Origin of the sequence: Blastococcus aurantiacus (assembly GCF_900102425.1) — a bacterium.
GTDB lineage: Bacteria > Actinomycetota > Actinomycetes > Mycobacteriales > Geodermatophilaceae > Blastococcus > Blastococcus aurantiacus.
Genome location: NZ_FNBT01000009.1, coordinates 116,811 through 142,019, shown reverse-complemented (window position 1 = coordinate 142,019; position 25,209 = coordinate 116,811). Strand labels below are relative to the sequence as shown.

The following is a 25,209-nucleotide window of genomic DNA, read 5'->3' as shown; positions in this document are numbered from 1 at the left end:
CCAGTGGGAGAGTAGGGGCGTGACTGAATCGACTCCCGCCCGCCGCGCGGTCCTGCACACCAACCACGGCGACATCACCGTGGACCTGTTCCCCGACCACGCGCCCAAGACGGTCGCGAACTTCGCCGACCTCGCCGAGGGCGCCCGCGAGTGGACGCACCCCGCGACGCGCCAGAAGACGACCGACAAGCTCTACGACGGCACGATCTTCCACCGGGTGATCTCCGGCTTCATGATCCAGGGCGGCGACCCGCTCGGGCAGGGCATCGGTGGCCCCGGCTACCAGTTCGGCGACGAGTTCCACCCCGAGCTCGCCTTCGACCGCCCGTACCTGCTCGCCATGGCGAACGCCGGCCCGGGCACCAACGGCTCGCAGTTCTTCATCACCGTCGGCCCGACCCCCCACCTGAACCGCAAGCACACGATCTTCGGCGAGGTGGCCGACCAGGCCGGCCGGGACGTCGTCGACGCGATCGCCGCCGTGCCCACCGCACGGGGCGACAAGCCGCTCGAGGACGTCGTCATCCAGTCCGTCGAGGTGCAGCGCAGCTGAGCACCACCCCGGACGACGGGGGCGCCGGCCGGGCAGACCAGCCGGCGCCCCCGCCCGCCACGTGCTACCGGCACCCCGACCGGCCCACGGGCATCGCCTGCACGCGCTGCGGCCGGCCGATCTGCCCGGAGTGCATGATCCCGGCCTCCGTGGGCTTCCAGTGCCCGGAGTGCGTCAAGGCCGGGAACGCCGGCGTCCGGACGGTCCGGAGCTTCGGCCTGCGGACGGCGGGGCGGCGCTGGGGCGTCGTCACCCTGGCGCTGATCGCGCTCAACGTGGCGATGTTCGTCGTCACCGCGGTGTCGGCGGTGTCCGCGGGCAACTCCCCGGCCGACAACCAGCGGTCCTCGGTCTTCGTCGACCTGGCCCAGTGGCCGGCCGGCGTGCACTACCTGGACGAGTGGTGGCGGGTGCTCACCGCAGCGTTCCTGCACATCGGCCCGGTGCACCTGGCGATGAACATGCTCGCCCTGCTGCTGTTCGGCTCCGAGCTCGAGCGGCAGCTGGGGTGGGCGCGCTACCTGGCGGTCTACCTCACCTCCGCGCTCGGCGGCGCGGTCGCCATCCAGCTGCTGGGCGACCCCCGCGTGGTCGTCGCCGGGGCCTCGGCCGCCATCTACGGTCTGCTCGGCGCTCTCGGCGTGCTCATGACTGCGAGCCGGCAGGACATCCGCGGTCTGCTGACGCTCCTGGCGATCAACGTGTTCATCAGCTTCCTGCCCGGCATCTCGCTGCTCGGGCACCTCGGTGGCCTGCTGGCGGGCGCGCTCGCCGGGGCTGTGCTCGTGCTGCTCCGACGCCGGACGCAGCTGCAGGTGCCGGCGCTGGCGCTCGTCGCGATCGTGCTGCTCGTGGTGTCGCTGACCGTGCCGACGCTCACGGTGCTGGACCTCTAACCCCGCGCCGCAGCGCTAGGCGCGTGGGTCCAGCTCGCGCAGCTGCCGTGCCACCGCCGCCGGATCGGCCCCCAGATCCCGGCGGCCCAGCACCACCAGCACGCCTTCGTCGTCGGGTCCGGACGCGGTGTCCAACTCGAGGGTCGGAGTCCGCAGCCCCAGCCGGCGGGTCTCCCGGACGCCGATGCGGAGCGGACCCCACGGCAGGTGCACCGGGCCCGCGAGCCTGCGGACCCGGACGCCGTCCGGCCCGGCCGCGAGCCGCGGCCGCTGCAGCAGGTCCCGTCCGGCCTGCCCCAGGAACAGCGCCGCGGCGAGCGTCGCGAGGATCCGCCCCGGGGTGTCGACCACGACGAGGCACCCGGCGACGAACAGGCCGCCCATCACGGCGGAGAGGACCGTTTCCGCGGTCCGGGTGGTCCAGGTCACGGGGGGACCTTGCCAGAAGAGGCCTACGTCATACGATGACAGTCAGGACGGACCGTTTGGCTCCGCCCGAATCGTCGACGAGGAGTAGGTCCATGCGGGATGCCGTCATCTGTGCCGCCGTTCGCACGCCGGTGGGCAAGCGAGGCGGAGGGCTGTCGGGCGTGCACCCCGTCGACCTCTCCGCCCACGTGCTCACCAGCCTGGTGGAGCGGACGGGCATCGACCCGGCCGTGATCGAGGACGTCATCTGGGGCTGCGTCAGCCAGGTCGGCGAGCAGACCTTCAACATCGCCCGCAACGCCGTCCTCGCCGCCGGGTGGCCCGAGGCCGTCCCCGGCACCACCGTCGACCGCCAGTGCGGTTCGTCGCAGCAGTCCGTGGCGTTCGCCGCCGCCACCGTCATCAGCGGCCAGGCCGACGTCGTCGTCGCCGGTGGCGTGGAGTCGATGAGCCGCGTGCCCATGGGCTCGGCCAGCAACCCCGCCACCGGGGCCGGTCGCCCGATGGGTCCGAAGTTCGCCGAGCGCTACAACGGCGTCCAGATCAACCAGGGCGTCGGCGCCGAGATGATCGCCGAGCGCTGGGGCTTCTCCCGCACGCAGCTCGACGAGTTCGCCCTCTCCTCGCACGAGAAGGCCGCCAAGGCGCAGGCCGACGGCGCCTTCGAGGAGGAGATCGCCCCCTACGAGGCCCCCGAGGGCCTGGTCAGCGCCGACGAGGGCATCCGCCCCGGCGGCACCGTGGAGAAGCTCGCCTCCCTGAAGACCCCGTTCAAGGAGAACGGCGTCATCAGCGCCGGCAACGCCAGCCAGATCTCCGACGGCTCGGCGGCCCTGCTGGTCACCACCAGCGAGAAGGCCCGCGAGCTGGGCCTCACCCCGCTGGTCCGCATCCACACCACCGTGATGGCCGGCGACGACCCGGTCATCATGCTGACCGCGCCGATCCCGGCGACGAAGAAGCTGCTGGACCGCTCCGGGCTGTCGATCGACGACATCGGCGTCTACGAGGTCAACGAGGCCTTCGCCCCCGTCCCCATGGCCTGGCTGGCCGAGACGGGCGCCGACCCCGACAAGCTCAACCCGCACGGCGGCGCGATCGCCCTGGGCCACCCGCTGGGCGGCTCCGGTGCCCGCCTGATGACCACGCTCATCCACCGGATGCGCAACACCGGCAGCCGCTACGGCCTGCAGACGATGTGCGAGGGCGGCGGCATGGCCAACGCCACCATCCTGGAGCTCATCGACGCCTGATCCACGACCCCTGATCCACGCCGGCGGTCCCCAGGGACCGCCGGGCCCGGCCCCCGACGCCACGCGGCGTCGGGGGCCGTCGTCGTCCAGGGGTCCGGACGAGGTGTCGTCGCAGGTCAGGCCGGGTATGAGGGGCTCGAGGTCACCGCCTCCCGGGGGCGGACAAGTCGACTCGTCCACAGCGGTGTGCACAGCTGGGGACAGACTCACACAGGTGTAGTTACGCGCGTGGACGATGCGCCACACCAGTCCCACCGACGGAGAATGCGCAGGTCAGGGCGGTACGGGCCGGTCCCGTCCCTCCACATCCCGTGGACAACCCTGGGGGCGGGGCGTCATGTCGACCTGTGGACGACGGTCGGCGGCTGTGCACAGCGTGCCGGGAACGAGGAAAGGCCCCCGTCCCGAGCGGGACGAGGGCCTTCCGGTGCGGAGTTCCGCTAGCGCCAGCGCATCGACATCACGAGGCCGGCGACCATCGCGCCGAAGCCGATGGCGAAGTTCCAGGCCGACAGCGAGACCATGAACGGGATCTCGTCGCCGGCGATGTAGTAGACGACGATCCACAGCAGGCCGACCAGCAGCAGCGCGACCATGAGAGCGACGTACCAGCGCGGGCTGGGCTGGGCGATGCGGGCCTGCTCCGCCGACCGGGCCTGCAGCACGCCCTCGGGCGGGGTGTAGACCGACTTCTTGCGCACCTTCGACTTGGGCACGTACCTGCTCCCTCCGGGTGGCCGGGTGCGTCCTCACCGGCCGCGACGGGGCCCAGCCTAAGCTGTGGGCGGAGCACGACGACGTCGCCACGGTGGCGGAGGTCCCTCGGACGGCCCTCACGCCCGTCGTCGTCCGCCCCGAGACGCCGGAGGTGCCCGTGGCTCGTCTGTCGGCCTGGGGGGCGCTGGTGCCCGTGGTGGCGCTGGCCGCCGGGCTGCTGTTCGCCACCTCGGGGCGCACGGCGCAGGGCACCGACCTGCGCGCCGGCGAGGTCACCGAGCTCTCCGCCCTGATCCGCGAGCGCGAGAGCGCCATGGCCGCCCAGGAGCAGCGGCTGGCCGAGCTGCAGCGGCGCTCCGAGCAGCTGACGGAGCAGGCCGCGGCGCGCGACGGCGCCGTCGCCGAGGCCCGCAGCGCCGGGGAGCTGGGCGTGCCGGCCGCCGGCCTGACCCCGGTCAGCGGCTCCGGCCTGGAGATCACGCTGGACGACGCCCCGCGGCGACCGGACGGAACCCTGCCCGGGAACGCGCGCCCCGACGACCTGGTCATCCACCAGTCCGACGTGCAGGCCGTGGTCAACGCCATGTGGGCCGCCGGTGCGAGCGGGGTGACGGTCATGGACCAGCGGCTGATCGCCACCAGCGCCGTCCGTTGCGTCGGCAACACCCTGTTGCTGCAGGGCCGCACGTACTCCCCGCCGTTCGTGGTCAGGGCCGTCGTCGACTCCACCGCGGCCCGCCAGCAGCTGGCCGCCTCCCCGCAGATCCTCGTCTTCCGGCAGGTCGTGGACGCCTACGGGCTGACCTACGAGGTGCGCGAGCGGCCGCAGCTCGAGCTGCCCGCCTACGATGGCCCACTGACGCTGCAGCACGCCGTCGCCGGCTGAGCCGACGCGCCCCACCGAGCCGACCACCCGGGAGATTCGTGCCCGCCGAGAGCCACCCGACCGGGACCGCCGCCGCGCGGCCGGTCCTCGTCGTCGACAACTTCGACAGCTTCGTCTACAACCTGGTGCAGTACCTGGGGCAGCTCGGCGTCCGCTGCATCGTCCGGCGCAACGACGCCGTCACCGTGGACGAGCTGGCCGACCTGGACGTCGCCGGGGTGCTGCTGTCCCCCGGCCCCGGCACCCCCGCGGACGCCGGCGTGACCGTGCCGATGGTCCACGCCGCGGCCGCCCAGGGCGTGCCGGTGCTGGGCGTCTGCCTGGGTCACCAGGCCATCGCCGAGGCCTTCGGTGGCGAGGTCGTCCGCGCCCCGGAGCTGCTGCACGGGAAGACCAGCCAGGTAGTGCACGAGGGCACCGGCGTGCTGGCGGGGCTGCCCTCGCCCTTCACCGCCACGAGGTACCACTCGCTCGCCGTCGACGCCGCCTCGGTGCCATCCGAGCTGGAGGTGACCGGCCACACGCCCTCGGGCATCGTGATGGCGCTGCGCCACCGGGAGCTGCCCATCGAGGGCGTCCAGTTCCATCCGGAGTCGGTGCTCACCGAGGGCGGGCACCGCATGCTCGCCACGTGGCTGACCACCTGCGGGCTGGCCCCGGACCCGGCGGCCCTGGAGGCGGCCTCGGCGGCCGCGGAGCGGCTCAACGTGGCCACCGCCTGACCCAGGCACTCCCCGGCCCCCACAGGGGCTCGCGGAACGACGAAGGGCTCCTCCCGGATCGGGAGGAGCCCTTCGTCGACGAGGACCGGACGGGTTCAGTTCGGGGCCGTGGTGCCCTCGCCGTCCTCGCCGTCCTCGCCGTCCTCATCTCCCGCAGGGGTGCTCGGCTGGACGATCAGCACCAGCCGGTCGTCCGGCTGCAGCTGGGTGCCGGCGCGTGGCTCCGTGCGGAGGGCCGTCGCATCGGCGGGGGAGGCCTCCGCGCCGTCCTCGTCCAGCACCGCGATGTTGGTGAAGCCGGCGTTCCGGAGGGCGCTCAGGGCGGCGTTGGCGGGCGCCCCCTCGGTGACGTTCGGCACCCCGATGGTCTCGGGCTCGGCGGGGCCGCCGGAGATCTGCAGCACGATCCGCGTGTCGGCCGAGGCCGCGCTGCCGCCGCCGGGAGTGGTCGCGACGACCGTGCCGGGCGGCTGGTCGGAGTCCACCTGCTCCGTGCTGATCTGCGAGTCCCGGAAGCCGGCGGCGGTCAGCACGCCGCGGGCGTCGGCCTCGGTGCGGGTGCGGACGTCGGGCAGCTCGATCGAGCCGGTGGAGATGCCGAGCGTGATCCTGCCGTCCGGGTCGACCGGCTGACCCTCGTCGGGCGTCACCGACGCGACCGAGCCGGCCTCCTGGAGGGAGTCCTCCTCGCGGACGTCGATGGTCCCGGTGAAGTTCGCCTGGGCCAGCTGTTCCCGGGCCCGCTCCTCGTCGAGTCCGATGATGTTGGGGACGAGAACGGTGTCGGGAGCGACGCCGACGACCAGGTCGACGGGGGTGCCCTCCGGCACCTGGGCGCCGCTGCCCGGAGTGCTGTCCAGCACCGTGCCCTCCTGGGCGCTGTCGGTCGTGACCTGCTGCGTGACCGTGCCGACCTCCAGCCCCGCGTCGGTGATGGCGGCCCGCGCCTCCGCCTCGGGCAGGTTCTCCAGCGGCGGCACCTGGACCTGGGTGGCGACCGGTGGGTCCTGGGCGTCCCCGCCCATGTTCATGGCCGCGATGACGGCGCCGCCCAGCAGCAGCACGGCCAGCACGGAGACGACGGCGATGATGATGCGGCGCTTGCGGCGGCGGGCCTGCTCGTCCTCGTCGTCCCAGTCGTCGTAGCCGACGGGAGCGGCGCCGATGATGGCGGTCTTCTCGGCGTCGCCCATGACCGGCGTCGCCTCGACCCGCTGCCCGGCCAGCGCGCGGAGCAGGTCGTTCCGCATGTCCGCGGCCGACTGGTACCGGTTGGCCGGGTTCTTGCTCATGGCCTTGAGCAGGATCGCGTCCAGCTCCGGCGGGACCTCGGGGTTGATCGACGACGGCAGCCGCGGGTCCTCGCGCACGTGCTGGTAGGCCACCGACACGGGGGAGTCGCCGGTGAACGGCGGCGCTCCGGTGGCCAGCTCGTAGAGCATGCAGCCCAGGGAGTAGACGTCGGAGCGGGCGTCGACGCTCTCGCCGCGGGCCTGCTCCGGGGAGAGGTACTGGGCGGTCCCTATGACGGCGGCGGTCGACGTCATCGTGGCGGCGGAGTCGGAGACCGCTCGGGCGATGCCGAAGTCCATCACCTTGACGGTGCCCTGGGGCGTGATCATCACGTTCCCGGGCTTCACGTCGCGGTGCACGATGCCGTTGCGGTGGCTGAAGTCCAGGGCGCCGCAGATGTCGGCGGCCAGGGTCATCGCGCGCTCGGGGGAGAGGTGGCCCTCACGGCGCAGCACGTCGCGCAGCGTCTCGCCCTCGACGTACTCCATGACGATGTACGGGGTCGCGCCGAGCGCGGTGCGGTCCTCGCCGGTGTCGTACACCGCGACGATGGCGGGGTGGTTCAGCGAGGCCGAGGCCTGCGCCTCGCGGCGGAAGCGCACCTGGAAAGAGGGGTCGCGGGCGAGATCGCTGCGCAGCACCTTCACCGCCACCTCGCGGCCGAGCCGGAGGTCGCGGCCCAGGTGCACCTCGGCCATGCCGCCGCGGCCGAGCACCCCGCCGATCTCGTAGCGCTCGCCGAGCACCTGCGGCGTGGTCATCGGTGGTCCTCTCGAACAGGAGCGTGCGTCGTCCGGGGACGGACCTCGGCGCGCGGGCAGCGGCCGGGGCGCGCCGCTCGCAGCACGCCGTCGGCGAGCCTAGCCGCGGGACGGTGCGTTCCCGGGTAACCGACGAGGGTCGACCAGGTCACCCGGTCCCACCCGCAGCAGCCGCCTCGTCGCCCCCGCTCGCGTCGGGGTCGACGTCTTCCCCGGGAGGCGTCTCCGACGACGGGGGTGCGCTGGACCCGGACTGCGTGGGGGACCCGCTGCTGGGCGGGGAGGGACTTCCGCTGCTGCTGCTGCCGCTGCCGCTGCCGCTGCCACCGGGAGAAGAGTCCGGGGTCGTCGAGTCCTGGGGCGGAGTCGTCGTCGTGGTGGGTGCCTCGGTGGTGGTGGGCGCGGTCGGCTCCTCCGTCTCGGGGGCCTGCGGCGGCTGCTCCTCCTCCGGCTCTTCCTCGTCCTCGACCGTCCAGCCCTCCTCGGCGACGGTGAGGACCACGGTGGTGGTGGCCGGGTCCACGGTCGTCCCGGCCGGCGTGATCGCCGCGACGTCGTTGGGATCGAGCTCCAGGCCCAGTTCGGCGAGCGTGGCCTCGTCGGCCGGCTCCTGTTCCACGGTCAGGCCGAGGGCCCGCAGTTCCTCGGCGACCTCGTCGGCGTCCTCGCCGATGTAGTCGTCGGCCGGACCGATGGCCACGCCGGCCGCGGGTGCACTGGAGGTGCTCGAGCTGGTGCTCGGGCTCGCGGTGCGGTCGCCGTTGTTCCCGTCGCCCCGGTCGAGCAGCAGGAAGGTGCCCCCACCGACCAGGAGCAGCAGGAGCAGCCCGGCCAGCAACCACGCCCAGCGGCGGCGCTTCGCGGGGGCGGGGCCCGCGTCGTCCGCCAGCCAGTCGTCGTCGTCCTCGGGCCCGTGCAGCGGGGGCATGGGGCCGGCGCCTGTCGCCGGGGTGAGCGCCCGGGTGCCGGTCAGCGCCCCGGTCTGCGCGGCGAGGACCGTCGTCCGCCCGTCGGCGAAGCTGTCGCCGACGACCTGGGTGGGGGCCGTGAACGGGCCCACCGGCAGGGGCGTCGGCGTCCCGCCGGCGGCCACCCGCCGGACCGCGTCGGCGAAGGCGCCGCCGTCGGGGAACCGGTCGGCCGGGTCCTTGGCGAGCGCGCGCTCGACCAGCAGCCGGACCGCCGGGGGGACCTCGGGCGGCAGCGGCGGCGGCTGGCGGTTGATGTGCGCGAGCGCGATGGCCACCTGCGAGGTGCCGTCGAACGGCCGGCCCCCGGTGAGGCACTCGTAGGCGACGACGCCGAGGGAGTAGACGTCGGAGGCGGCGTTGACCTCCAGGCCCTGGGCCTGCTCGGGAGAGAGGTACTGGGCGGTGCCCACGACCATGCCGGTGCGGGTGAGCGGTGTGGCGTCGCGGGCCTGGGCGATGCCGAAGTCGGTGAGCTTCACGACGCCGTCGGGGCGCACCATGAGGTTGCCCGGCTTGATGTCGCGGTGGACCACGCCGGCCCGGTGGGCGGCCGAGAGCCCGTCGGCGGACTGCTCCAGCACGTGGAGCGTCCAGTCGACCGGCAGCTTCCCCTCCTCGTGCAGGATCGTCACCAGGGGCTGGCCTTCGACGAACTCCATGACGAGGAAGGCGAGCTTCTTGGTGCCCGTGTCGTCGACGGTCTCGCCGTAGTCGTAGACCGAGGCGATGTTGGGGTGGGACAGCGCCGCGGTGTGCCGGGCCTCGTTGCGGAAGCGGGCCAGGAAGCTCGGGTCGTCGGTGTACTCGCTCTTGAGGACCTTGGCCGCGACGGTGCGGTCGAGCACCTGGTCGCGGGCCTTCCAGACCTCGCCCATGCCGCCCACGGCGATGGGTGCGGTGATCTCGTAGCGGCCGGCGAGCAGGCTGCCGGTGGCCAGCGTCATCGGCCCTCCTGCCCGTCGAGGTAGGCCTCGATCACCCGGCGGGCGATCGGCGCGGACGTGTCGCCGCCCGTGCCGCCGCCGTTGCGGACGAACACCGCGACGGCGATCTGCGGCTCGGCGGCCGGCGCGAACCCGATGAACCAGTTGTGGTCGGGTCCCTCGTTCTCCGCCGTCCCCGTCTTGCCGGCCACCTGCACACCGTTGATGCGCGCGTTCCGGCCCGAGCCGCTGGTCACGACGCTGGTCATCATCTCGGTGAGCTGGTTGGCGACGTCGGTCGAGATCGGCTCGCTGAGGACCTCGGGGTCGGTCTCGTCGATGACGGTCAGGTCGGGGGCCAGGAGCTGGTCGACCAGGTAGGGCTTCATCAGGGTGCCGTCGTTCGCCACGGCCGCGGCGACCATCGCTGCCTGCATCGGGGTCATCTGCACGTCCTGCTGGCCGATCGAGCTCACGCCCAGCTCGGCGTCGTTCTCGATGTCCCCGACGGTGCTCCCCTCGACGCGCAGCGGCATCTCGAAGCGCTCGCCGGTCATGCCGAACCCCTCGGCCATCTCCCGGACCTTGTCCTCGCCCAGGTCGATGCCCAGCTGGATGAACGCGGTGTTGCACGAGATCGTGAGGGCCTCGATCAGCGGCTGCTGGCCGCTGGGGTCGCACGCCGAGCCGTTGAAGTTCTCCACTTCGGTCCGGGTACCGGGCAGGGTGATGGTCTGCGGGGCCGGGACGACGGTCTCGGGGGTGTAGCCGTCCTCGAGCGCGGCGGCCGAGACGATGACCTTGAAGATCGAGCCCGGCGCGTAGCGCTGGCTGATGGCCTGGTTGCTGCGCGGGTCGGGGTCCGCGCCATCGAGCAGGGCCGCGGTGTCCCGGACGCCGTCCAGGTCGTGGGAGGCGAGCGGGTTCGGGTCGAAGGTGGGGGTGCTGGCCAGCCCCAGGACGGCGCCGGTCGTGGGGTCCAGCGCCACGACGGCGCCCACCTGACCTTCGAGGCCGGCCATCGCGGCCTGCTGCACGGCCGGGTCCAGCGTGAGCACGACATCGCCGCCGGAGGGGTCGCGGCCGGTGAACAGGTCGGAGATCCGACGGACGAACAGCCGGTCGTCGGTGCCGGCGAGCAACGCGTTCTCGGCCTTCTCGATGCCGGTGGCGCCGTAGATCACCGAGTAGAAGCCGGTGACGGCGGCGTAGAGGCCCGCCTGCGGGTACTGGCGCAGGTACTTCAGCCGGTCGTCGGTGGACACCGACAGCGCGATCGGCTCGCCGTCGACGACGATCGCGCCCCGCTCCCGGGAGTACTCGTCGGCGAGCAGCCGGGTGTTGCGCCCGTCCTCGCGCAGGTCGTCCGAGCGGACCACCTGGATGTAGTTGATGTTGAGGATCAACAGCGTGAAGAGCACCAGCACGCTGATGGCCACGCGGCGCAGCGGGGCGTTCACGGTTGCACGACCTCGGTCGGCGCATCGGTGAGCCGCTGGGGGGCCACGTGCGGGGTGGCGGGGCGCCGGGCGGCGTCGCTGATCCGCACGAGCAGCGCCACCAGGCCGAAGTTGGCCACCAACGAGGAGCCGCCGTAGGCGAGGAAGGGAGTGGTGAGGCCGGTCAGCGGCAGCAGGCCGGTGACCCCGCCCAGGACGACGAACAGCTGCCAGGCGACGGCGAAGGAGAGACCGGCCGCCAGCAGCTTGCCGAAGGGGTCCCGCACGATCAGCGAGGTGCGCAGGCCGCGCTCGACGAGGATCAGGTAGACCATGATCACCGCGGCGAAGCCGAACAGGCCGAGCTCCTCGCCGATCGCGGACCCGATGAAGTCGCTCTTCGCAATGGGGACCGCGTCGGGGCGACCGCCGCCGAGCCCCGCGCCGAACAGCCCGCCGGTGCCCAGGCCGAACAGCGACTGCGCCACCTGGTAGCCCGAGCCGTCGTAGTAGGCGAACGGGTCCAGCCAGGTGTCCACGCGGGCCTGCACGTGGCCGAACGCCTGGTAGGCCACGGTGGCGCCGCCGGCGAACATCAGCAGGCCGATGACCACCCAGCTGGCCCGCTCGGTGGCGACGTAGAGCATCACCACGAAGATGCCGAACAGCAGCAGCGAGCTGCCCAGGTCGCGCTCGAACACGAGCACGAGGATCGAGACGACCCAGACCACGAGCACCGGGCCCAGGTCGCGGCCGCGGGGGAACTCCAGGCCCATCACCTTGCGGCTGGCCAGCGCCAGGACGTCGCGCTTGTCCACCAGGTAGGCGGCGAAGAAGACGACCAGGCAGATCTTGGCGAACTCACCGGGCTGGATGGAGAAGCCGGCCACGCGGATCCACAACTTCGCGCCGTAGACCTCCGAGATGGAGGCCGGCAGCACGGCCGGGATGGCCAGCAGCACCAGGCCGACCAGCATGAGGATGTAGGCGTAGCGGGACAGCAGCCGGTGGTCGCGGACCCCGAGCAGCACCGCGACGAAAAGCAGCAGCCCGATGGTGGCCCACAGCAGCTGCACGGGGGCGTCGGCGCCGGCGTCGGGGTCGGCGATGTCCAGCCGGTGGATCATCACCAGGCCCAGCCCGCTGAGGACGGCGACGCAGGGCAGCAGCAGCGGATCGGCGTACGGGGCGAACTTCCGGACGACGACGTGCGCGACGGTCCAGAGCGCGGTGAACCAGATGCCGAACGTGGCCAGCTCCGGGCGCAGTGAGCCGGTGACGGTGAGGTCGACGATGCACTGCGCCGCCAGGGTGATGACGACGGCGAACACGAGCAGCAGCGCCTCGGTGCCTCGGCGCGTGGGCACGGGGGTGCCGGGGGCGGCCGCGGCGCGGGGGTCGGTCGTCGGTCCGGCCATCACTCGGCCTCCCGGCAGTCCACCCCCGGCCGGGACGACGACGTCGTCGCGGCCGACGTGCTGGTCCCGGCGGAGCTCTCCGGCGTGCTCGGCTCGGCGGTGGCGGGCGCCGAGGGCAGGGCGCCGGGCACCGGGGCCGGCGTCGGCGTCGGTGTCGGCTCGGCGTCGTCGGCCGGCTCCTCGTCCTCGGCGGCGGGGCAGGGCTCGAGGCGCTGGTCGCGCAGCGCGGACACGATGCGCGCGGCGTGCTCGGAGTCGTCGGCGGTGATGCCGCCCTCGACCCGGTTGCGGGCCGCCGGCGTCAGGTCGGTGACGGGGAGGTCGGCGTCCCGGTCGACGCGGAAGAGGTCCAGGCCGAGCAGCGAGACGTCGAGGCCGCGGAAGACCGCGACCTGCTCCTGCCCCTGCTCCTCGTCGACGCCCACGAACCAGTGCTGCAGCGCCCACACGTAGGTACCGATCGACCCGGCCACGAGCACGACCAGGAGGATCCCCGCCCCGAGGAGAAGTCGCAGCGGGCGGCGGCGGGCGGAGGGGCCACCGCCCGTCGGCGGTGCGGGCGGAGGCGGTGGTGGTGCGGGATCGGCCAGTGCGGCCCGGCCGGCCGCGGAGGTGGCGTCCACTTGTCGCTGGCCGACGTAGTCGCCGGCCGCGCCGTCGACCACCGGCTCCATGAGCACGCCGCGGCCGTCGTCGTCCACGACGTCGGCCACGATAACGGTGATGTTGTCGGGGCCGCCGCTGCGCAGCGCCAGCTCGATGAGCCGGTCGGCGGTGGTCTGCGGATCGGGGTCGGTCAGCGCGTCCGCGAGGGTCTCCTCGCTGACCACGCCGGACAGCCCGTCCGAGCAGAGCAGGTACCGGTCACCGGCGCGGGCCTCGCGCATGGAGAGGTCGGGCTCGACCTCCTGGCCGTTGAGGGCGCGCAGCAGCAGCGAGCGCTGCGGGTGGCTGTTCGCCTCCTCCGCCGTGATCCGGCCGTCGTCGATCAGCGTCTGCACGAACGTGTCGTCGTGGGTGATCTGCGAGAACTCGCCGTCGCGGAGCAGGTAGGCGCGCGAGTCGCCGACGTGGCACAGCGCGAGCCGGCCGCCGGCGAAGAGGATCGCGGTCAGCGTCGTCCCCATGCCCTCGAGCTGCGGGGAGTCGCGGATGACTTCGCGCAGGTGCTCGCTGCCGTCGAAGACGCCGCGTCGCAGGGCTTCCAGCATGTCGCCGGAGGGGGTGTCGTCGTCCAGGTGCTGGAGGGCGGCGATCACCACCTTGCTGGCGACGTCGCCGGCGGCGTGGCCACCCATGCCGTCGGCGACGGCGAGCAGCCGCGGTCCGGCGTAGACGGAGTCCTGGTTGTTGCCGCGGATCAGTCCGCGGTCGGAACGCGCTGCGTAGCGCAGGACGAGACTCATGAGCGCAGCTCCAGCGCCGTCTGGCCGATGCGGATCGGCTGGCCGGGGCTGATCAGCAGCGGCCCCTGGACGCGCTGCTGGTCGAGATAGGTGCCGTTCGTGGAGCCGAGGTCCTCGACGTACCACTGGCCACCGCGGTTGGTGAGCCGCGCGTGGCGGGAACTGGCGAAGTCGTCGGTGAGCACGAGGGTCGAGTCGTCCGCCCGTCCGATGAGGATCGGCTGCTCGCCGAGGGTGATCTTGGTACCGCTGAGGGGCCCGGCGGTGACCACGAGGGTGCGCGGGCCCTTGCCGCTCCGCTTCTTACCAGGCGCCGCTGCCCGGGGCGGCACCGAGGTCACCCGGCCGACGCGACCGCCGAGCAGATCGGCCCGCACGACTCGGAACGCGGCGAAGATGAACAGCCACAGCAGCAGGAGGAACCCGAAGCGGAACCCCTGCAGCACGATCTCGGCCATCAGCCGTCCACCTCGCTCGCCATCAGCGAGTCCGTGCCCGGAAGTGCGGTGCTCATGCGTGACCTCGGTGACCTCGTCACGCGCCGTCCCGCCGGTACACCAGCACCGAGTGGCCGATCCGGATGACGTCGCCGTCGGCAAGCGGCTGGCGGGTGATCCGCCGGCCGTTGACGAGGGTGCCGTTGGTGGAGCCCAGGTCCTCGGCGGTCGCGACGCCGCCCTCCAGGACGACGTCGACGTGCTTGCGGCTCACCCCGGTGTCGGGGAGCCGGATGTCGGCCTCGGTGCCGCGGCCGATCACGTTGCGCCCGTGCGAAAGCTCGTGCCGCGTGCCGGGGCCGTCGACGACGAGGGCGTGCGTGACGGTCGACCGGCCGGGCCGCAGCAGGGGCGGGGCGACCTTGCCGGTGTCGCCGGCGTGCCCGCGCAGCGGCGGGAGCGGGGGCAGCGGGGGGTGGCCGTTGACCGGCGGCGGGCCGGCGGGGGCGAGGTCGCCGCGGTGGCCGGGCGCCGACGGGTCGGCCACCTCCGAGGACACCTCGAAGACGCCGGTGGGCAGGTCGCTGTCCAGCTCGAAGTGCACGCGGACGGCGTCGAAGATCGCGTAGCCCTCGTCGTCGATGTGCTCGGAGACCATGTCCGCGAGCTCGCCGGCGAGCTGGTCGGACCACTGGCCCAGGTGCTCGAAATCGGTGTCACCGAGGCGGACGACGTAGACGTTCGGCGCCAGGATGCGGCCCTCGCCCACGACGGAGCGCTGCTCGTCGGCCTCGCGGGTCAGCGCCTTGGCGATCTCGGCGGGGTGCACCTTGCCCTTGAACAGGCGCGCGAAGGCCAGGCCAACCATGCCCTCGAGACGCCGTTCGAAGCGCTGGAGCACACCCACGGTCGCTCCCTTGCGCTCGCCCGGACATGTCTGTGCTGTCGGTGATCGTAGCCGGGCGGCGCGCCGTGGACCGGCCAACGCGCGCCAGGGTGCCCGTTTGTGCTGGCGGGGGCGAGACGCTGCCACCCCCGGCCGGGCCGGCGCTCCCGGGCTGATATCGTCGTCGCTCGCCAGGGCAAGTGGCGGAATGGCAGACGCGCACGGTTCAGGTCCGTGTGTCCGAAAGGACGTGGGGGTTCAACTCCCCCCTTGCCCACCAGGCAGCGAAGGGCTCCCCGCTCCGGGGAGCCCTTCGTCGTCCCCGGGCTGAGCGGTCAGGCCGTGCCGCCCGCCTTCTGCACGAAGGCCGCCGAGTCGTAGTACGTGCGGACGCCGGTGAGCCGGTCCTCGTCGCCCTCGATGACGGTGACGCCCCGGTAGGTGAACGCCGAGCCGCTGCGCAGCGTCCCGGTGGACGTCCACTCCAGGGCCGCGCTGCGCTCGCCGATCACCGACGAGGTGAACGTGGTCTCGAGCTCGCCGAAGACGTTCCGGTAGTCCTCCCAGAAGGTCCTCGCGCCGTCCTTGCCCGACGTCCCGTTCCGCTCGTCCAGCTTCATCAGCTCGGCGTCGTCCCCGGTGAGCTCGAGCATCGGTGCGACGTCCCGGTCGCTGTCGATCGTGTGCAGCGCGGCGGTGAAGCGCTCGGTCATGGAGTGCACGGTTCCTCCTGGGGCGGTGGTCACGGGGCGGCCATCGCGCCCTACCCCGTCGCGTCCCACCCACCCGTCGCGCGCACGCCCGACGATGTGCGTGGACGGCGCATCCGGGGCCGGGAACGCGCCCTGGGCGCACATCGTCGCCGGGGATCAGCCGACGGCGCGCTGCCGTCGTCCGGCGAGGTCGGCGAACCAGGTGACGGCGGCCGGGTCGTCGACGGCACCGAGGTTGCACGCCTTCTCGACGGGGACGCCCTGGAAGATCCGCTTGATGGGCACCTCGAGCTTCTTGCCCGTGGTGGTGTGCGGTACGGCCGGCACCTCGAGCACCTCGTCGGGCACATGCCGGGGAGAGGCCTGCGTCCGCACGGCGGAGCGGATGCGGTCGACCAGCTCCTCGTCGAGCACGGCGCCGTCGGCCAGCCGGACGAACAGCGGCAGCCAGTAGCCGCCGTCGGGCTGCTCGATGCCGAGCACCAGCGCCTCGGCGACCTCGGGCAGCGCCTCGACCGCCTGGTAGATGTCGGAGCTGCCCATCCGCACGCCGTGCCGGTTGAGGGTGGAGTCCGAGCGGCCGTGGATCAGGGCGGTGCCGCGGCTGGTGATCGTCAGCCAGTCACCGTGCCGCCACACGCCGGGATAGGTGTCGAAGTAGGCGTCGTGGTAGCGCCGGCCGTCCTCGTCGCCCCAGATCCGCAGGGGCATCGAGGGCATCGGCGACAGGATGACCAGCTCGCCGACCTCGTCGACCAGGGGCTTGCCGTCGGTGTCCCACGACTCGACGTGGCAGCCCAGCGACCGGCCCGACATCTCGCCCAGGTACACCGGCAGCCAGGGGGAGCCGCCGACGAGGGTGGCCGCGAAGTCGGTGCCGCCGCTGAACACCCGCAGCACGAAGTCCGGCCCCAGCTCGTCGTACACCCAGCGGAACGAGCTCGCCGGCAGCGGGGAGCCGGTCACGCCCAGGCTGCGCAGGGCCGACAGGTCGTGGTCGCGGGCGGGGTGCAGCCCGGCCTTGGCGCACGCCTGCAGGTAGCCGGGGCTGACGCCCAGGCTGGTGAGCCGGTGCTCCTCGGCCAGCTGCCACAGCCGGTCGACCGAGGGGTACATGGGGTTGCCGTCGTAGAGGACGGCGGTGCTGCCGGTCAGCAGCCCGCTGACCATGCTGTTCCACATGATCCAGGTGGTCGAGGTGTAGGACATGCCGCGGTCGCCCGGCTGCGGGTCGTTCTGCAGCCCGCTGCCCGCCAGCGCGACCAGCAGGATCCCGCCGTGCCCGTGCACCAGCCCCTTGGGCAGCCCGGTCGTGCCGGAGGAGTAGACGACCCACAGCGGGTGGTCGAAGGGCAGCTGGACCGGGGCGGCCTCGCCCGGCTCGGCGAGCAGGTCGGACCACGGGAGGACGGCGCCGGTCGGCTCGGTACCGAGGACGGGCACCGAGACGACGTCGCGCAGCGTGGGGAGCGCCGCGGCGAGGTCGCCCACCAGCTCCCGTCGGTCGTGGGTCCGGCCGCCGAAGCGGTAGCCGTCGGTCGCGATGAGCAGCACCGGCTCGAGCTGGGCGAAGCGGTCGATGGCGCTCTGCAAGCCGATCTCCGGCCCGCATGCCGACCACACCGCGCCGATGCTGGCCGTGGCGAGGAAGGCGACGACGGCCTGCGGCACGTTGGGCAGGTAGCCGACGACCCGCTCGCCCTGCTGGACGCCCATCCGGCGCAACGCGGTCGCCACCGCACCCACCTGGCCGATCAGCTCGTCCCAGGTCACCTCGGAGACCGTGCCGTCCTCGGAGACCGCGACCAGCGCCGTCTCGCCGCCGCGGCCCTCGCCGCGCCGGAGCACGTGCTCGGCGTAGTTCAGGCGCGCACCCGGGAACCAGACGGCACCGGGCATGCTGCGGTCGGCCAGCACCGCGTCGTACGACGTCCCGGGCGCGACGTCGAAGAAGTCCCACACCTCGGCCCAGAAGTCCTCGAGGTGCTCCACCGACCAGCGCCACAGCGACTCGTAGTCCTCGAAGCGCTCGCCGTGGGCCGCCTCGATCCGGCGGGCGAAGGCGGTGAGCTTCGAGCTCTCGAGCCGCTCGGGCGACGGCGTCCACAGCACCTGGCCGGGCTCGTCGAGCTCGATGTCACCGGTCACGCGCGCCTCCCAGGGGGATGAGGTGCACGGTTCGGTCGACCGCGCCCCGCCGGCCAAGCTATCGCCGGACCCCGGCCGTCGCGACGCCGCGGGTCCGGGATGCGCGTCAGCGGCCCGGCAGCGCCTGGGGGCCGGTCCCGTCCTCGGCGCCGTCCTCGTCGTCGCCGCCGGTGAGGGACTGGACCAGCAGGATCGCGCCCCAGGGGCCGATGACCCAGATGGGCCAGAAGTACAGGAACTCCCAGCTCGCCAGCGACGTGGTGGCCCAGATGGCGATGACGATCGCCGCCGTGCTCGCCCACGAGCGCCATTCCCCGGCACCCGCTCCCGACCAGTCGCGGTGCCACCGGTCCGGACGGGTCTCCCCGCCCGCGGCCGTGGCCCCGGCCGGCACCGCGGGCACGGCGGAGCCGGCCGGCAGGTCGGTGGTCAGCTCGGCCAGCTCGCCGTAGGTCTTCGCGGCGTAGGCACGGGTCAGTCGCTCCTCGTACTCGGCGACGGTGAGCCGGCCCGCCGCCATGTGGTCGCCGAGCACGGTGGCGACGGCGGTGCGGTCGGCGTCGGCGGCGCGCAGGTGCGGTTCGGGCATCGAGGCTCTCCTGGGACGGTGGCTCCCAGTATCGGGCCGCGGAGCCCCGTCGTCGTCCACCCTTCGGTGGGTTCCACGTGGAACCGACGGGCTACGCGTTCGGCGGGACGGCGGCCGAGGTGAGCGAGCGGCCGATGACCATCCGCTGGATCTGGTTGGTCCCCTCGAAGATCTGCATGACCTTGGCCTCGCGCATGTAGCGCTCGGCCGGGTGGTCGCGGGTGTAGCCGGCACCGCCCAGCACCTGGACGGCGTCGGTGGTCACCTTCATCGCCGCGTCGGTGGAGACCAGCTTGGCGATGCTCGCCTGCCGCGAGTAGGGCTTGCCGGCGTCCTTGCGGCGGGCGGCGACCAGGTACGTGGCCCGCGCGGACTCCACCGCGGCAGCCATGTCGGCCAGCAGGAAGGACACGCCCTGGTGCTGGGCGATGGGCCGCCCGAACGCCTCCCGCTCCACCGCGTAGCCGACCGCGAGGTCCAGCGCCGACTGCGCCAGGCCCACGGCGACCGCGCTGACGCCGAGGCGCCCCGAGTCCAGCGCCGCCAGGGCGATCCCCATGCCACGACCGCGCTCGCCGACGATCCGGTCCGCGGGGACGGGCACGTCGTCCAGCCGGACGGCGGCGGTCGTGGAGCCGGTCAGCCCCATCTTCTGCTCGGGCGGTGCCGCGCTGAAGCCGGGAAGGTCCGGGGTGAGGTGGAAGCAGGAGATTGCCCGCTCGCCGTCGTCCGGCGTCCGCAGGAAGGTCGAGTAGAAGTCGGCGTGGCCGCCGTGGGTGACCCACGCCTTCTCCCCGGAGGCCCGCCAGCCGTCGTCGGCGGCCCGGGCGCTGGCCCGCATCGCCGCCGGATCGGAGCCGGCGTGCGCCTCGGACAGGCAGTAGGCGCCCAGGAGCTGCCCGCCCACCATGTCCGGCAGCAGGTCCCGGCGCTGGGCCTCGCTCCCGAACCGGTCGATGGGGAAGCAGGAGAGCGTGTGCACGCTGACGCCCAGCGCCACGCTGGCCCAGCGGGCGGCGAGCTCCTCGACCACCTGCAGGTAGACCTCGTAGGGCTGGCCCCCGCCGCCGACGTCCTCACCGAAGGGCAGGCCCATGAGCCCGGCGTCGCCCAGCAGCCGGAAGACCTCGCGGGGAAAGCGCTCCTCCCGCTCGTAGGCTGCGGCCTTCGGGGCCAGCTCCGCGTCGGCGATCTCGCGGGTGAGGGCGAGCAGGTCCTCGGCCTCGGGGGTGGGCAGTTCGCGGTCGACGGGCACGGTGCTCCTCCGGTCGGGCTGTTCCGCGGACGGTACCGCCGGACCTCGCGGAGGCGGTCGCGGAGGATGAGGGCGTGCGGATCGAGGAAGTGGCCTGGGACGACCCCGTCGTCCAGCAGCTCGCGGGTGACCAGCAGGCCGAGCTCATCGAGCTCTACGGCGGCAAGACCGAGCCCGGGCGCCCACCGTCGGCGGCCGACATCTCCGTCGTCCTGGTGGCCCGGGACGACGACGGCGCGCCGCTGGGCTGCGGCGCGCTGCGGGCCCTGGGCGACGGCGCCGCCGAGCTGAAGCGGATGTACGTCGTCCCGGCCGCGCGCGGACGCGGGGTCAGCCGGGCGGTCCTGGCCGGCCTGGAGGAGGCGGCGCGCAGCCGCGGCTGGACGACGCTGCGGCTGGAGACCGGTCCGCGGCAGAGCGCGGCGATCGGGCTGTACGAGTCCGGCGGCTATCGCCCGATCGCTGCGTTCGGCGGCTACGCCGGCGACCCTAAGGCGGTCTCCTCGCTGTTCTTCGAGCGCGCCCTCCCCTGACGCGTCAGGGGAGCAGGACCTCGAGCTTCGCCGGGCCGCGCAGGATCCGGTTCGGCTTGTAGGTCAGCTCGCCCAGCCGGGCACCGTCCATGCGGCGCGCGAGCGCCTGCAGCGCGATCCGCCCCTCCAGCCGGGCCAGCGGCGCACCCAGGCAGTAGTGGTGGCCGATGCTGAACGCCAGGTGCGGGCTCGTGCGGGCCGGGTCCAGCCGCAGCGGGTCCGGGTGCTGCTCGGGGTCCCGGCCGGCCGCCGCGAGCAGCAGCACCACCCGCCCGCCGGCGCGGACGCGGCCACCAGGGACCTCCAGGTCCTCGCGCGCGATGCGACCGGTCATCTGCACGGGTGGGTCGAGGCGGAGCACCTCCTCCACGACGCCGGCGGCGCAGACGGGGTCGGTCGCCACCCGGGCCCGCAGGTCGTCGTCCCGGAGCAGGGCCAGCGTGCCGTTGGCGATGAGGTTGACCGTCGTCTCGTGGCCGGCGACCAGGAGCAGCTGCGCGGTGCTCAGCAGCTCGTCGGTGGACAGCCGGTCGCCGTCGTGCTCGATCTGCACCAGCGCGCTCAGCAGGTCGTCGCGCGGATCGGCCCGGCGCTGCGCGCACAGCTCGGTGAAGTAGGCGCGGAACTCGTCGGCGGCGTGCCGCCGAGCACGGGACTCTTCGGTCTCGTCGATGGCCGGGCCGTCGTCCAGGCTCTTGGCCAGCACGTCGGACCACTCGGAGAACCGCAGGTGGTCCTCCTCGGGGACGCCCAGCATCCGGCTGATGACGGTGACCGGCAGCGGGTAGGCGAGGTCGCCGACCACCTCGAGCCCCCCGCGCGCGACGGCAGCGTCCAGCAGGTCCTCGGTGAGCTGCTCGGCGAAGGGCGTCAGCTCCGCGACGGTCCGCGGCGTGAACGCCTTGCTCACCAGCCGCCGCAGGCGGGTGTGGTCCGGCGGGTCCAGGAACAGGAAGCTCCGCTGCCGCTCCTGGCGCTCGCGGTCCTCGGGCGAGAGCGAGGTGAGGAGCTCCTGCCACTGCGTGGAGTTGTTCCGATCGACGCTGACCAGGGGCGAGCGCAGCACCGCGTCGCAGTGGGCGTGCGAGGTGAGCAGCGCGAACGACTCGTCGGGGGCGACGATCGGCCCGCCGGCGAGCAGCTGCTGCCACAGCGGGTACGGGTCGACGACGTCGATGTTCCGGACCAGGTCCTCCAGATCGCTCACCGGAACGTCAGCCCCTCGAAGTCGCCGGACGAGCGCCAGCCGTCCAGGTAGGTGAAGTAGGCCGCCGCGCCGGCCGGGTAGCCGACGTTCAGCTTCGCCCGCAGACCGGCGTCGTGGCCCTCGTTGTTGTAGTAGCCGGGGGTGCAGTCGGGAGAGCCGATCACCCCCCTGCCCGGGTGGGTGAGCAGCAGGTCCACCCACGCCTGCTCCGCCTCCGCGGTCACCTCGACCTCCGCGGCCCCGGTGTCCAGGGCGTGCCGCACGATGGCGGCGATCGTCCGACCGGACTCGGTGAGGTTGTGCGGCACGTTGCTGATCAGGTTCGCGCCCTGGGTGGGCTGGACGACGAACAGGTTCGGGAACCCGTGCACGTGGGTGCCGTGCAGCGTGCGCATGCCGTCGGACCAGCGCTCGGACAGCCGGACGCCGTCCCGCCCGGTCACGTCGTAGCCGGCGCGGCGGGTGTACTCGGTCCCGACCTCGAAGCCCGAGGCGTAGATGATGCAGTCGACCTCGTAGGCCCGCCCGTTCGCCACGACGGCGGTCTCGGTGATCCGCTCCACGCCCTTGCCGTCGGTGTGCACCAGGTGCGTCCCCGGCTCGTTGAAGGCGTCGAGGTACTCGTCGTGGAAGCACGGCCGCTTGCACAGCTGCCGGTACCAGGCCTTGAGCCCCTCGGCGGTCGCCGGATCGGCCACGACGGCGTCGACCCGTGCGCGGATCTCCTCCATCTTCTCGAGATCCGCGTCCTCCATCGCCGCCTGCATGCCGGCGAGGGTCTGCTGGTCCGGCGGCAGCGACAGCACGCGCTCGCGCATCCGGCGGGCCAGGTCGGTCCAGCCGTCCATCACCAGGTCCTCGCCGTCCCCGGCGCCGGTCTGGGTGGCGGTGAAGTTCTCCAGCCAGCGTCGCTGCCAGCCCGGGGTGGCGATCGAGGCGAACCACTCGGGGTCCAGCGGGGCGTTGGCGCGGACGTCGACCGAGGACGGCGTGCGCTGGAAGACGTAGAGCTCGGCGCACGCGCCGGCCAGGTGGGGCACGGCCTGCACCGAGGTCGCGCCGGTGCCGATGATCGCGACCCGCTTGTCGGCCAGGCCGTCCAGCGGCGCGCCCGACGGGTCGCCGCCGGTGTAGGCGTAGTCCCACCGGCTGGTGTGGAAGCTGTGCCCGGTGAAGTCGGTGATCCCCGGGATGCCCGGGAGCTTGGGCACGTGCAGCGGGCCCGTGCCCATGGCGAGGAACGTCGCGGTGAAGGCGTCGCCGCGGTCGGTGCGCACCAGCCAGCGCGACCCCTCGGCGTCCCAGCTGATGTCGGTCACCTCGGTGTGGAACAGCGCGTCGTCGTAGAGGCCGAAGTGCTTCCCGATGCGCTGGCAGTGCTCGAGGATCTCCGGCGCGTGCGCGTACTTCTCGGTCGGCATGTGGCCGGTCTCCTCGAGGAGCGGCATGTAGATCAGCGACGCCGTGTCGCACTGGGCGCCGGGGTAGCGGTTCCAGTACCAGGTGCCGCCGAAGTCCCCGCCCTTCTCGACGATCCGCACGTCCTCGACGCCGGCCTCCTTGAGGCGGGCGCCGGTGACCAGCCCGGCGAAGCCGCCGCCGATGAAGGCCACGGTCACGTGGTCGTTCTTCGGCTCGCGCTCGACCCGGGGGGTGTACGGGTCGGCGAGGTAGCCGGCCAGCTCGCCGGTGAGGCGCAGGTACTGGTCGTTCCCTTCGGCGCGGAGGCGCTTGTCGCGCTCCTCGAGGTACTTGCGCCGGACGGCGTCCTTGTCGATCGGGGTTCCGTCCGGGCGCACCGGCCCGCGGGTGGAGGTCGTCATCTCGCGTTCCCCTCGTCCGGCTGTGCTCCGCGCCACAGTGCGGGGAAGACTCTCACAGCGCGGCGGACCGGCGGTGCGATCCAGGCCACAATTCCCGAACTGGATTCTGTTTTCTGCGGGGCGTGAACCGGTTCCGCCGCTCCGGACATGGAGGGGTGTGACCACATCACCCCTAGCGGCCGCATCATCACCAGCCGTGACGTCCACGGCGGTGCATTCGTCGGCCGGCCCGCCCGACGAGCCGCCACGGCTCCGCGCCCTCCCCGACTCCGCGCCGTCCGACTCCGAGCTGGTATCCCGATCGATCGAGGACCCCGCGCAGTTCGCTGCCCTGTTCGACCGGCACGCCACGACGGTGCACCGGTACCTGGGCCGGCGGGTCGGTGAGCTGGCCGACGACCTGCTCAGCGAGACCTTCCTGGTGGCCTTCCGCCGGCGGGCGGCCTACCGGCCCGAGCACCTGGAGGTGCGGCCCTGGCTGCTGGGCATCGCCACCAACGTGGTGCGCGGGCACCAGCGCAGCGAACGGCGCCGGTACCGGGCCCTGGCCCGGGCGGCGGGACGGCCGGAGGAGCACGGCGACGATCCCGCCGACTCCGGCGACCGGCTCGCCGCCCAGGCGCTGCGCGGCCCGCTGGCCGCGGCCCTGGCGGGCCTGAAGCCCCGCGACCGCGACGCCCTGCTGCTCCTGGCCTGGGGCCAGCTCGGCTACGGCGAGATCGCCGCGGTCCTCGACGTCCCCGTGGGCACCGTCCGCTCCCGCCTCAACCGCGCGCGCCGGCAGACCCGCGCCGCGCTCGGCGACGTCTCCCCGTTCGACCCGACGTCCGAGGAGGACGACCGATGAACGACCTGCAGCTGCTCCGCGACGCCGGCCCCGGGGCCGCACCGCTGTCGCCCTCCGCCCGCTCGGCCGCCCGTGCCGCGCTGCTGACCGAGATCGAGGGCGCCGCGATGCGCGCTGCGCCGCGCCGGAAGGTCCGGATCGGGCGCACCGCGGCCCTGCGCACCGGGGTCGCGGCGGCCACGGCGGCCGCCGCCTGGGCCGGCGCGGTGGCGATCACCGGGCCGGAGGCCGCCGACCCCGCACCGGGCGGTATGACCCTGGTGGCCGTCGACGAGATCACCTTCCCGCTCTCCCTCGACCCGGTGCCCGCCGGGATGACGCCGTCCTTCACCGGCTCGACAGGTGACCCGGAGGCGGTCGCGGGCTACACCTCTCCCGACGGCACGGGCTTCGCGATCTACCTGTCGCCCACCGAGCTCCCCCCGGCGGACGACCCGAACGTGACGGACCGCGGAACGGTCGCCGTCGCCGGGGCCGAGGCCCGATGGACCTCCGGCGTCACACCGGAGATCTGCACGGTCGCCAACGTCTGCTTCGAGGACCTGCCGTTCGCGGAACTGATCTGGGAGCGGGCGCCGGGTCAGTGGATCCGGCTCTCGGGCGACGGCTCCCACGGCGACGTGGCGGCCCTGGTCGCGGTGGGGGAGTCGCTGGTCGACCGCCCTCAGCCCATCACCCTCCAGGTCGGGCTCGCCCCGGCCGGCTGGTCCGTCGTCGACTGGCACGAGAGCAGCGGCGCCATCGGCGTCGCCAGCGACGAGGACCCGACCCGGGCCTTCACCGTGCAGTGCATGCCGGAGGCGCCGGCCGGGGCGAACGAGATGGACAACGGCACCGTCGAGGGGCGCGTCGCCTCGGTCACCGCCCTCGACCCCCCGGTGACGACGACGGTGGGGGGGCAGCCGGCCCGGATGGTCCGGGCGGCCGACTACATGGATGCCGACCAGCGCTTCTGGCTCGTGGCGTGGGAACTGCCCGACGGCACGCTGTGCTCCGTGCAGACGCCCGAGGACTTCACCCGGGACGACGTCCTGGCCATCGCCGAGGGCGTCGCGTACACGCCCTGAGACCGGGCGCCGGACGGCAGGGCGCGGGCGGCGGCCC

23 protein-coding genes and 1 tRNA gene are annotated in these 25,209 nt (G+C 73.4%); 9 read left to right on the top strand and 15 right to left on the bottom strand.

Annotated elements, in window-relative coordinates:
* The first annotated feature begins 19 nt into the window (after nucleotides 1-19).
* Both BLS70_RS17660 and BLS70_RS17655 read left to right on the top strand, forming a co-directional pair.
* Nucleotides 20-553 carry a peptidylprolyl isomerase gene (locus BLS70_RS17660; RefSeq protein ID WP_091770633.1) on the top strand — a complete coding sequence of 178 codons (534 nt, stop codon included), beginning with the start codon at nucleotides 20-22 and terminating at the stop codon, nucleotides 551-553.
* A 134-nt stretch (nucleotides 554-687) separates the two neighbouring features.
* Nucleotides 688-1,449 (top strand): rhomboid family intramembrane serine protease, encoded by a 762-nt coding sequence (locus BLS70_RS17655; protein ID WP_091770632.1) that lies wholly within the window; start codon nucleotides 688-690, stop codon nucleotides 1,447-1,449.
* A gap of 15 nt (nucleotides 1,450-1,464) precedes the next feature.
* On the opposite strand, the gene BLS70_RS17650 is transcribed toward BLS70_RS17655, so the two are convergent.
* Nucleotides 1,465-1,878 carry a PH domain-containing protein gene (locus tag BLS70_RS17650; RefSeq protein WP_091770630.1) on the bottom strand — a complete coding sequence of 138 codons (414 nt, stop codon included), beginning with the start codon at nucleotides 1,876-1,878 and terminating at the stop codon, nucleotides 1,465-1,467.
* 92 nt (nucleotides 1,879-1,970) lie between these two features.
* On the opposite strand from BLS70_RS17650, the gene BLS70_RS17645 reads away from it, so the two are divergent.
* Complete coding sequence (locus BLS70_RS17645) at nucleotides 1,971-3,131, top strand: thiolase family protein (RefSeq protein ID WP_091770628.1); 1,161 nt, start codon at nucleotides 1,971-1,973, stop codon at nucleotides 3,129-3,131.
* Nucleotides 3,132-3,571: 440 nt separating this feature from the next.
* Here BLS70_RS17645 and crgA read toward each other — a convergent pair whose 3' ends face one another.
* The gene (crgA, locus tag BLS70_RS17640; protein ID WP_091770626.1) at nucleotides 3,572-3,847 is read right to left on the bottom strand and encodes a cell division protein CrgA; all 276 of its coding nucleotides are present in this window, start codon (nucleotides 3,845-3,847) and stop codon (nucleotides 3,572-3,574) included.
* 158 nt (nucleotides 3,848-4,005) lie between these two features.
* On the opposite strand from crgA, the gene BLS70_RS17635 reads away from it, so the two are divergent.
* Both BLS70_RS17635 and BLS70_RS17630 read left to right on the top strand, forming a co-directional pair.
* Nucleotides 4,006-4,734, top strand: coding sequence for a DUF881 domain-containing protein (locus BLS70_RS17635; protein WP_091770810.1), 729 nt, complete (start codon nucleotides 4,006-4,008; stop codon nucleotides 4,732-4,734).
* 38 nt (nucleotides 4,735-4,772) lie between these two features.
* Complete coding sequence (locus BLS70_RS17630; protein ID WP_091770624.1) at nucleotides 4,773-5,456, top strand: aminodeoxychorismate/anthranilate synthase component II; 684 nt, start codon at nucleotides 4,773-4,775, stop codon at nucleotides 5,454-5,456.
* 95 nt (nucleotides 5,457-5,551) lie between these two features.
* Here BLS70_RS17630 and pknB read toward each other — a convergent pair whose 3' ends face one another.
* The 7 genes from pknB to BLS70_RS17595 form a co-directional block, all read right to left on the bottom strand.
* Nucleotides 5,552-7,510, bottom strand: a complete 1,959-nt coding sequence (gene pknB / locus BLS70_RS17625) for a Stk1 family PASTA domain-containing Ser/Thr kinase (protein WP_091770622.1) — start codon at nucleotides 7,508-7,510, stop codon at nucleotides 5,552-5,554.
* A 148-nt stretch (nucleotides 7,511-7,658) separates the two neighbouring features.
* Nucleotides 7,659-9,425: a serine/threonine-protein kinase gene (locus tag BLS70_RS17620; RefSeq protein ID WP_091770620.1), complete on the bottom strand. Its 1,767-nt coding sequence runs from the start codon at nucleotides 9,423-9,425 to the stop codon at nucleotides 7,659-7,661.
* On the bottom strand, nucleotides 9,422-10,864 hold the full coding sequence (locus BLS70_RS17615) for a peptidoglycan D,D-transpeptidase FtsI family protein (protein WP_091770618.1): 1,443 nt from the start codon (nucleotides 10,862-10,864) through the stop codon (nucleotides 9,422-9,424). Before BLS70_RS17615 ends, BLS70_RS17620 begins: the two co-directional genes overlap by 4 nt.
* Nucleotides 10,861-12,261: an FtsW/RodA/SpoVE family cell cycle protein gene (locus tag BLS70_RS17610; RefSeq protein WP_091770616.1), complete on the bottom strand. Its 1,401-nt coding sequence runs from the start codon at nucleotides 12,259-12,261 to the stop codon at nucleotides 10,861-10,863. Before BLS70_RS17610 ends, BLS70_RS17615 begins: the two co-directional genes overlap by 4 nt.
* Nucleotides 12,261-13,667, bottom strand: coding sequence for a PP2C family protein-serine/threonine phosphatase (locus tag BLS70_RS17605; RefSeq protein ID WP_091770615.1), 1,407 nt, complete (start codon nucleotides 13,665-13,667; stop codon nucleotides 12,261-12,263). Before BLS70_RS17605 ends, BLS70_RS17610 begins: the two co-directional genes overlap by 1 nt.
* Complete coding sequence (locus tag BLS70_RS17600; protein ID WP_091770613.1) at nucleotides 13,664-14,125, bottom strand: FHA domain-containing protein FhaB/FipA; 462 nt, start codon at nucleotides 14,123-14,125, stop codon at nucleotides 13,664-13,666. The genes BLS70_RS17605 and BLS70_RS17600 overlap by 4 nt, the downstream gene beginning before the upstream one ends.
* A gap of 76 nt (nucleotides 14,126-14,201) precedes the next feature.
* On the bottom strand, nucleotides 14,202-15,011 hold the full coding sequence (locus BLS70_RS17595; protein WP_091770611.1) for an FHA domain-containing protein: 810 nt from the start codon (nucleotides 15,009-15,011) through the stop codon (nucleotides 14,202-14,204).
* Nucleotides 15,012-15,184: 173 nt separating this feature from the next.
* Between BLS70_RS17595 and BLS70_RS17590 the strand changes: the two genes are divergently transcribed.
* Nucleotides 15,185-15,270, top strand: a tRNA-Leu gene (locus BLS70_RS17590).
* A gap of 55 nt (nucleotides 15,271-15,325) precedes the next feature.
* Here the strand turns inward: BLS70_RS17590 and BLS70_RS17585 are convergent.
* The 4 genes from BLS70_RS17585 to BLS70_RS17570 form a co-directional block, all read right to left on the bottom strand.
* Nucleotides 15,326-15,703: a nuclear transport factor 2 family protein gene (locus tag BLS70_RS17585; RefSeq protein WP_255362565.1), complete on the bottom strand. Its 378-nt coding sequence runs from the start codon at nucleotides 15,701-15,703 to the stop codon at nucleotides 15,326-15,328.
* A 156-nt stretch (nucleotides 15,704-15,859) separates the two neighbouring features.
* Nucleotides 15,860-17,851, bottom strand: coding sequence for an acetoacetate--CoA ligase (locus tag BLS70_RS17580; protein ID WP_218122473.1), 1,992 nt, complete (start codon nucleotides 17,849-17,851; stop codon nucleotides 15,860-15,862).
* A 106-nt stretch (nucleotides 17,852-17,957) separates the two neighbouring features.
* Nucleotides 17,958-18,440 carry a DUF1707 SHOCT-like domain-containing protein gene (locus tag BLS70_RS17575; protein ID WP_091770607.1) on the bottom strand — a complete coding sequence of 161 codons (483 nt, stop codon included), beginning with the start codon at nucleotides 18,438-18,440 and terminating at the stop codon, nucleotides 17,958-17,960.
* A 91-nt stretch (nucleotides 18,441-18,531) separates the two neighbouring features.
* The gene (locus tag BLS70_RS17570) at nucleotides 18,532-19,695 is read right to left on the bottom strand and encodes an acyl-CoA dehydrogenase family protein (protein WP_091770605.1); all 1,164 of its coding nucleotides are present in this window, start codon (nucleotides 19,693-19,695) and stop codon (nucleotides 18,532-18,534) included.
* Between the two features lie 74 nt (nucleotides 19,696-19,769).
* Between BLS70_RS17570 and BLS70_RS17565 the strand changes: the two genes are divergently transcribed.
* Nucleotides 19,770-20,228 (top strand): GNAT family N-acetyltransferase, encoded by a 459-nt coding sequence (locus tag BLS70_RS17565; protein WP_091770603.1) that lies wholly within the window; start codon nucleotides 19,770-19,772, stop codon nucleotides 20,226-20,228.
* Between the two features lie 4 nt (nucleotides 20,229-20,232).
* Here BLS70_RS17565 and BLS70_RS17560 read toward each other — a convergent pair whose 3' ends face one another.
* A complete protein-coding gene (locus BLS70_RS17560; protein WP_091770601.1) occupies nucleotides 20,233-21,435 on the bottom strand; it encodes a cytochrome P450 in 1,203 nt (400 codons plus the stop codon).
* The gene (locus BLS70_RS17555; RefSeq protein ID WP_091770598.1) at nucleotides 21,432-23,258 is read right to left on the bottom strand and encodes a flavin-containing monooxygenase; all 1,827 of its coding nucleotides are present in this window, start codon (nucleotides 23,256-23,258) and stop codon (nucleotides 21,432-21,434) included. Before BLS70_RS17555 ends, BLS70_RS17560 begins: the two co-directional genes overlap by 4 nt.
* Before the next feature lie 196 nt (nucleotides 23,259-23,454).
* Between BLS70_RS17555 and BLS70_RS17550 the strand changes: the two genes are divergently transcribed.
* Both BLS70_RS17550 and BLS70_RS17545 read left to right on the top strand, forming a co-directional pair.
* On the top strand, nucleotides 23,455-24,105 hold the full coding sequence (locus tag BLS70_RS17550; protein WP_255362551.1) for an RNA polymerase sigma factor: 651 nt from the start codon (nucleotides 23,455-23,457) through the stop codon (nucleotides 24,103-24,105).
* The gene (locus BLS70_RS17545) at nucleotides 24,102-25,172 is read left to right on the top strand and encodes a hypothetical protein (protein ID WP_091770594.1); all 1,071 of its coding nucleotides are present in this window, start codon (nucleotides 24,102-24,104) and stop codon (nucleotides 25,170-25,172) included. The genes BLS70_RS17550 and BLS70_RS17545 overlap by 4 nt, the downstream gene beginning before the upstream one ends.
* Nucleotides 25,173-25,209: the final 37 nt, after the last annotated feature.

Coding starts and splice junctions, on each gene's coding strand:
- BLS70_RS17655 (WP_091770632.1), top strand. CDS start 688: ATGATCCCGGCCTCCGTGGGCTTCCAGTGCCCGGAGTGCGTCAAGGCC.
- BLS70_RS17645 (WP_091770628.1), top strand. CDS start 1,971: ATGCGGGATGCCGTCATCTGTGCCGCCGTTCGCACGCCGGTGGGCAAG.
- pknB (WP_091770622.1), bottom strand. CDS start 7,510: ATGACCACGCCGCAGGTGCTCGGCGAGCGCTACGAGATCGGCGGGGTG.
- BLS70_RS17620 (WP_091770620.1), bottom strand. CDS start 9,425: ATGACGCTGGCCACCGGCAGCCTGCTCGCCGGCCGCTACGAGATCACC.
- BLS70_RS17610 (WP_091770616.1), bottom strand. CDS start 12,261: ATGGCCGGACCGACGACCGACCCCCGCGCCGCGGCCGCCCCCGGCACC.
- BLS70_RS17605 (WP_091770615.1), bottom strand. CDS start 13,667: ATGAGTCTCGTCCTGCGCTACGCAGCGCGTTCCGACCGCGGACTGATC.
- BLS70_RS17600 (WP_091770613.1), bottom strand. CDS start 14,125: ATGGCCGAGATCGTGCTGCAGGGGTTCCGCTTCGGGTTCCTCCTGCTG.
- BLS70_RS17585 (WP_255362565.1), bottom strand. CDS start 15,703: ATGACCGAGCGCTTCACCGCCGCGCTGCACACGATCGACAGCGACCGG.
- BLS70_RS17575 (WP_091770607.1), bottom strand. CDS start 18,440: ATGCCCGAACCGCACCTGCGCGCCGCCGACGCCGACCGCACCGCCGTC.
- BLS70_RS17555 (WP_091770598.1), bottom strand. CDS start 23,258: ATGACGACCTCCACCCGCGGGCCGGTGCGCCCGGACGGAACCCCGATC.
- BLS70_RS17545 (WP_091770594.1), top strand. CDS start 24,102: ATGAACGACCTGCAGCTGCTCCGCGACGCCGGCCCCGGGGCCGCACCG.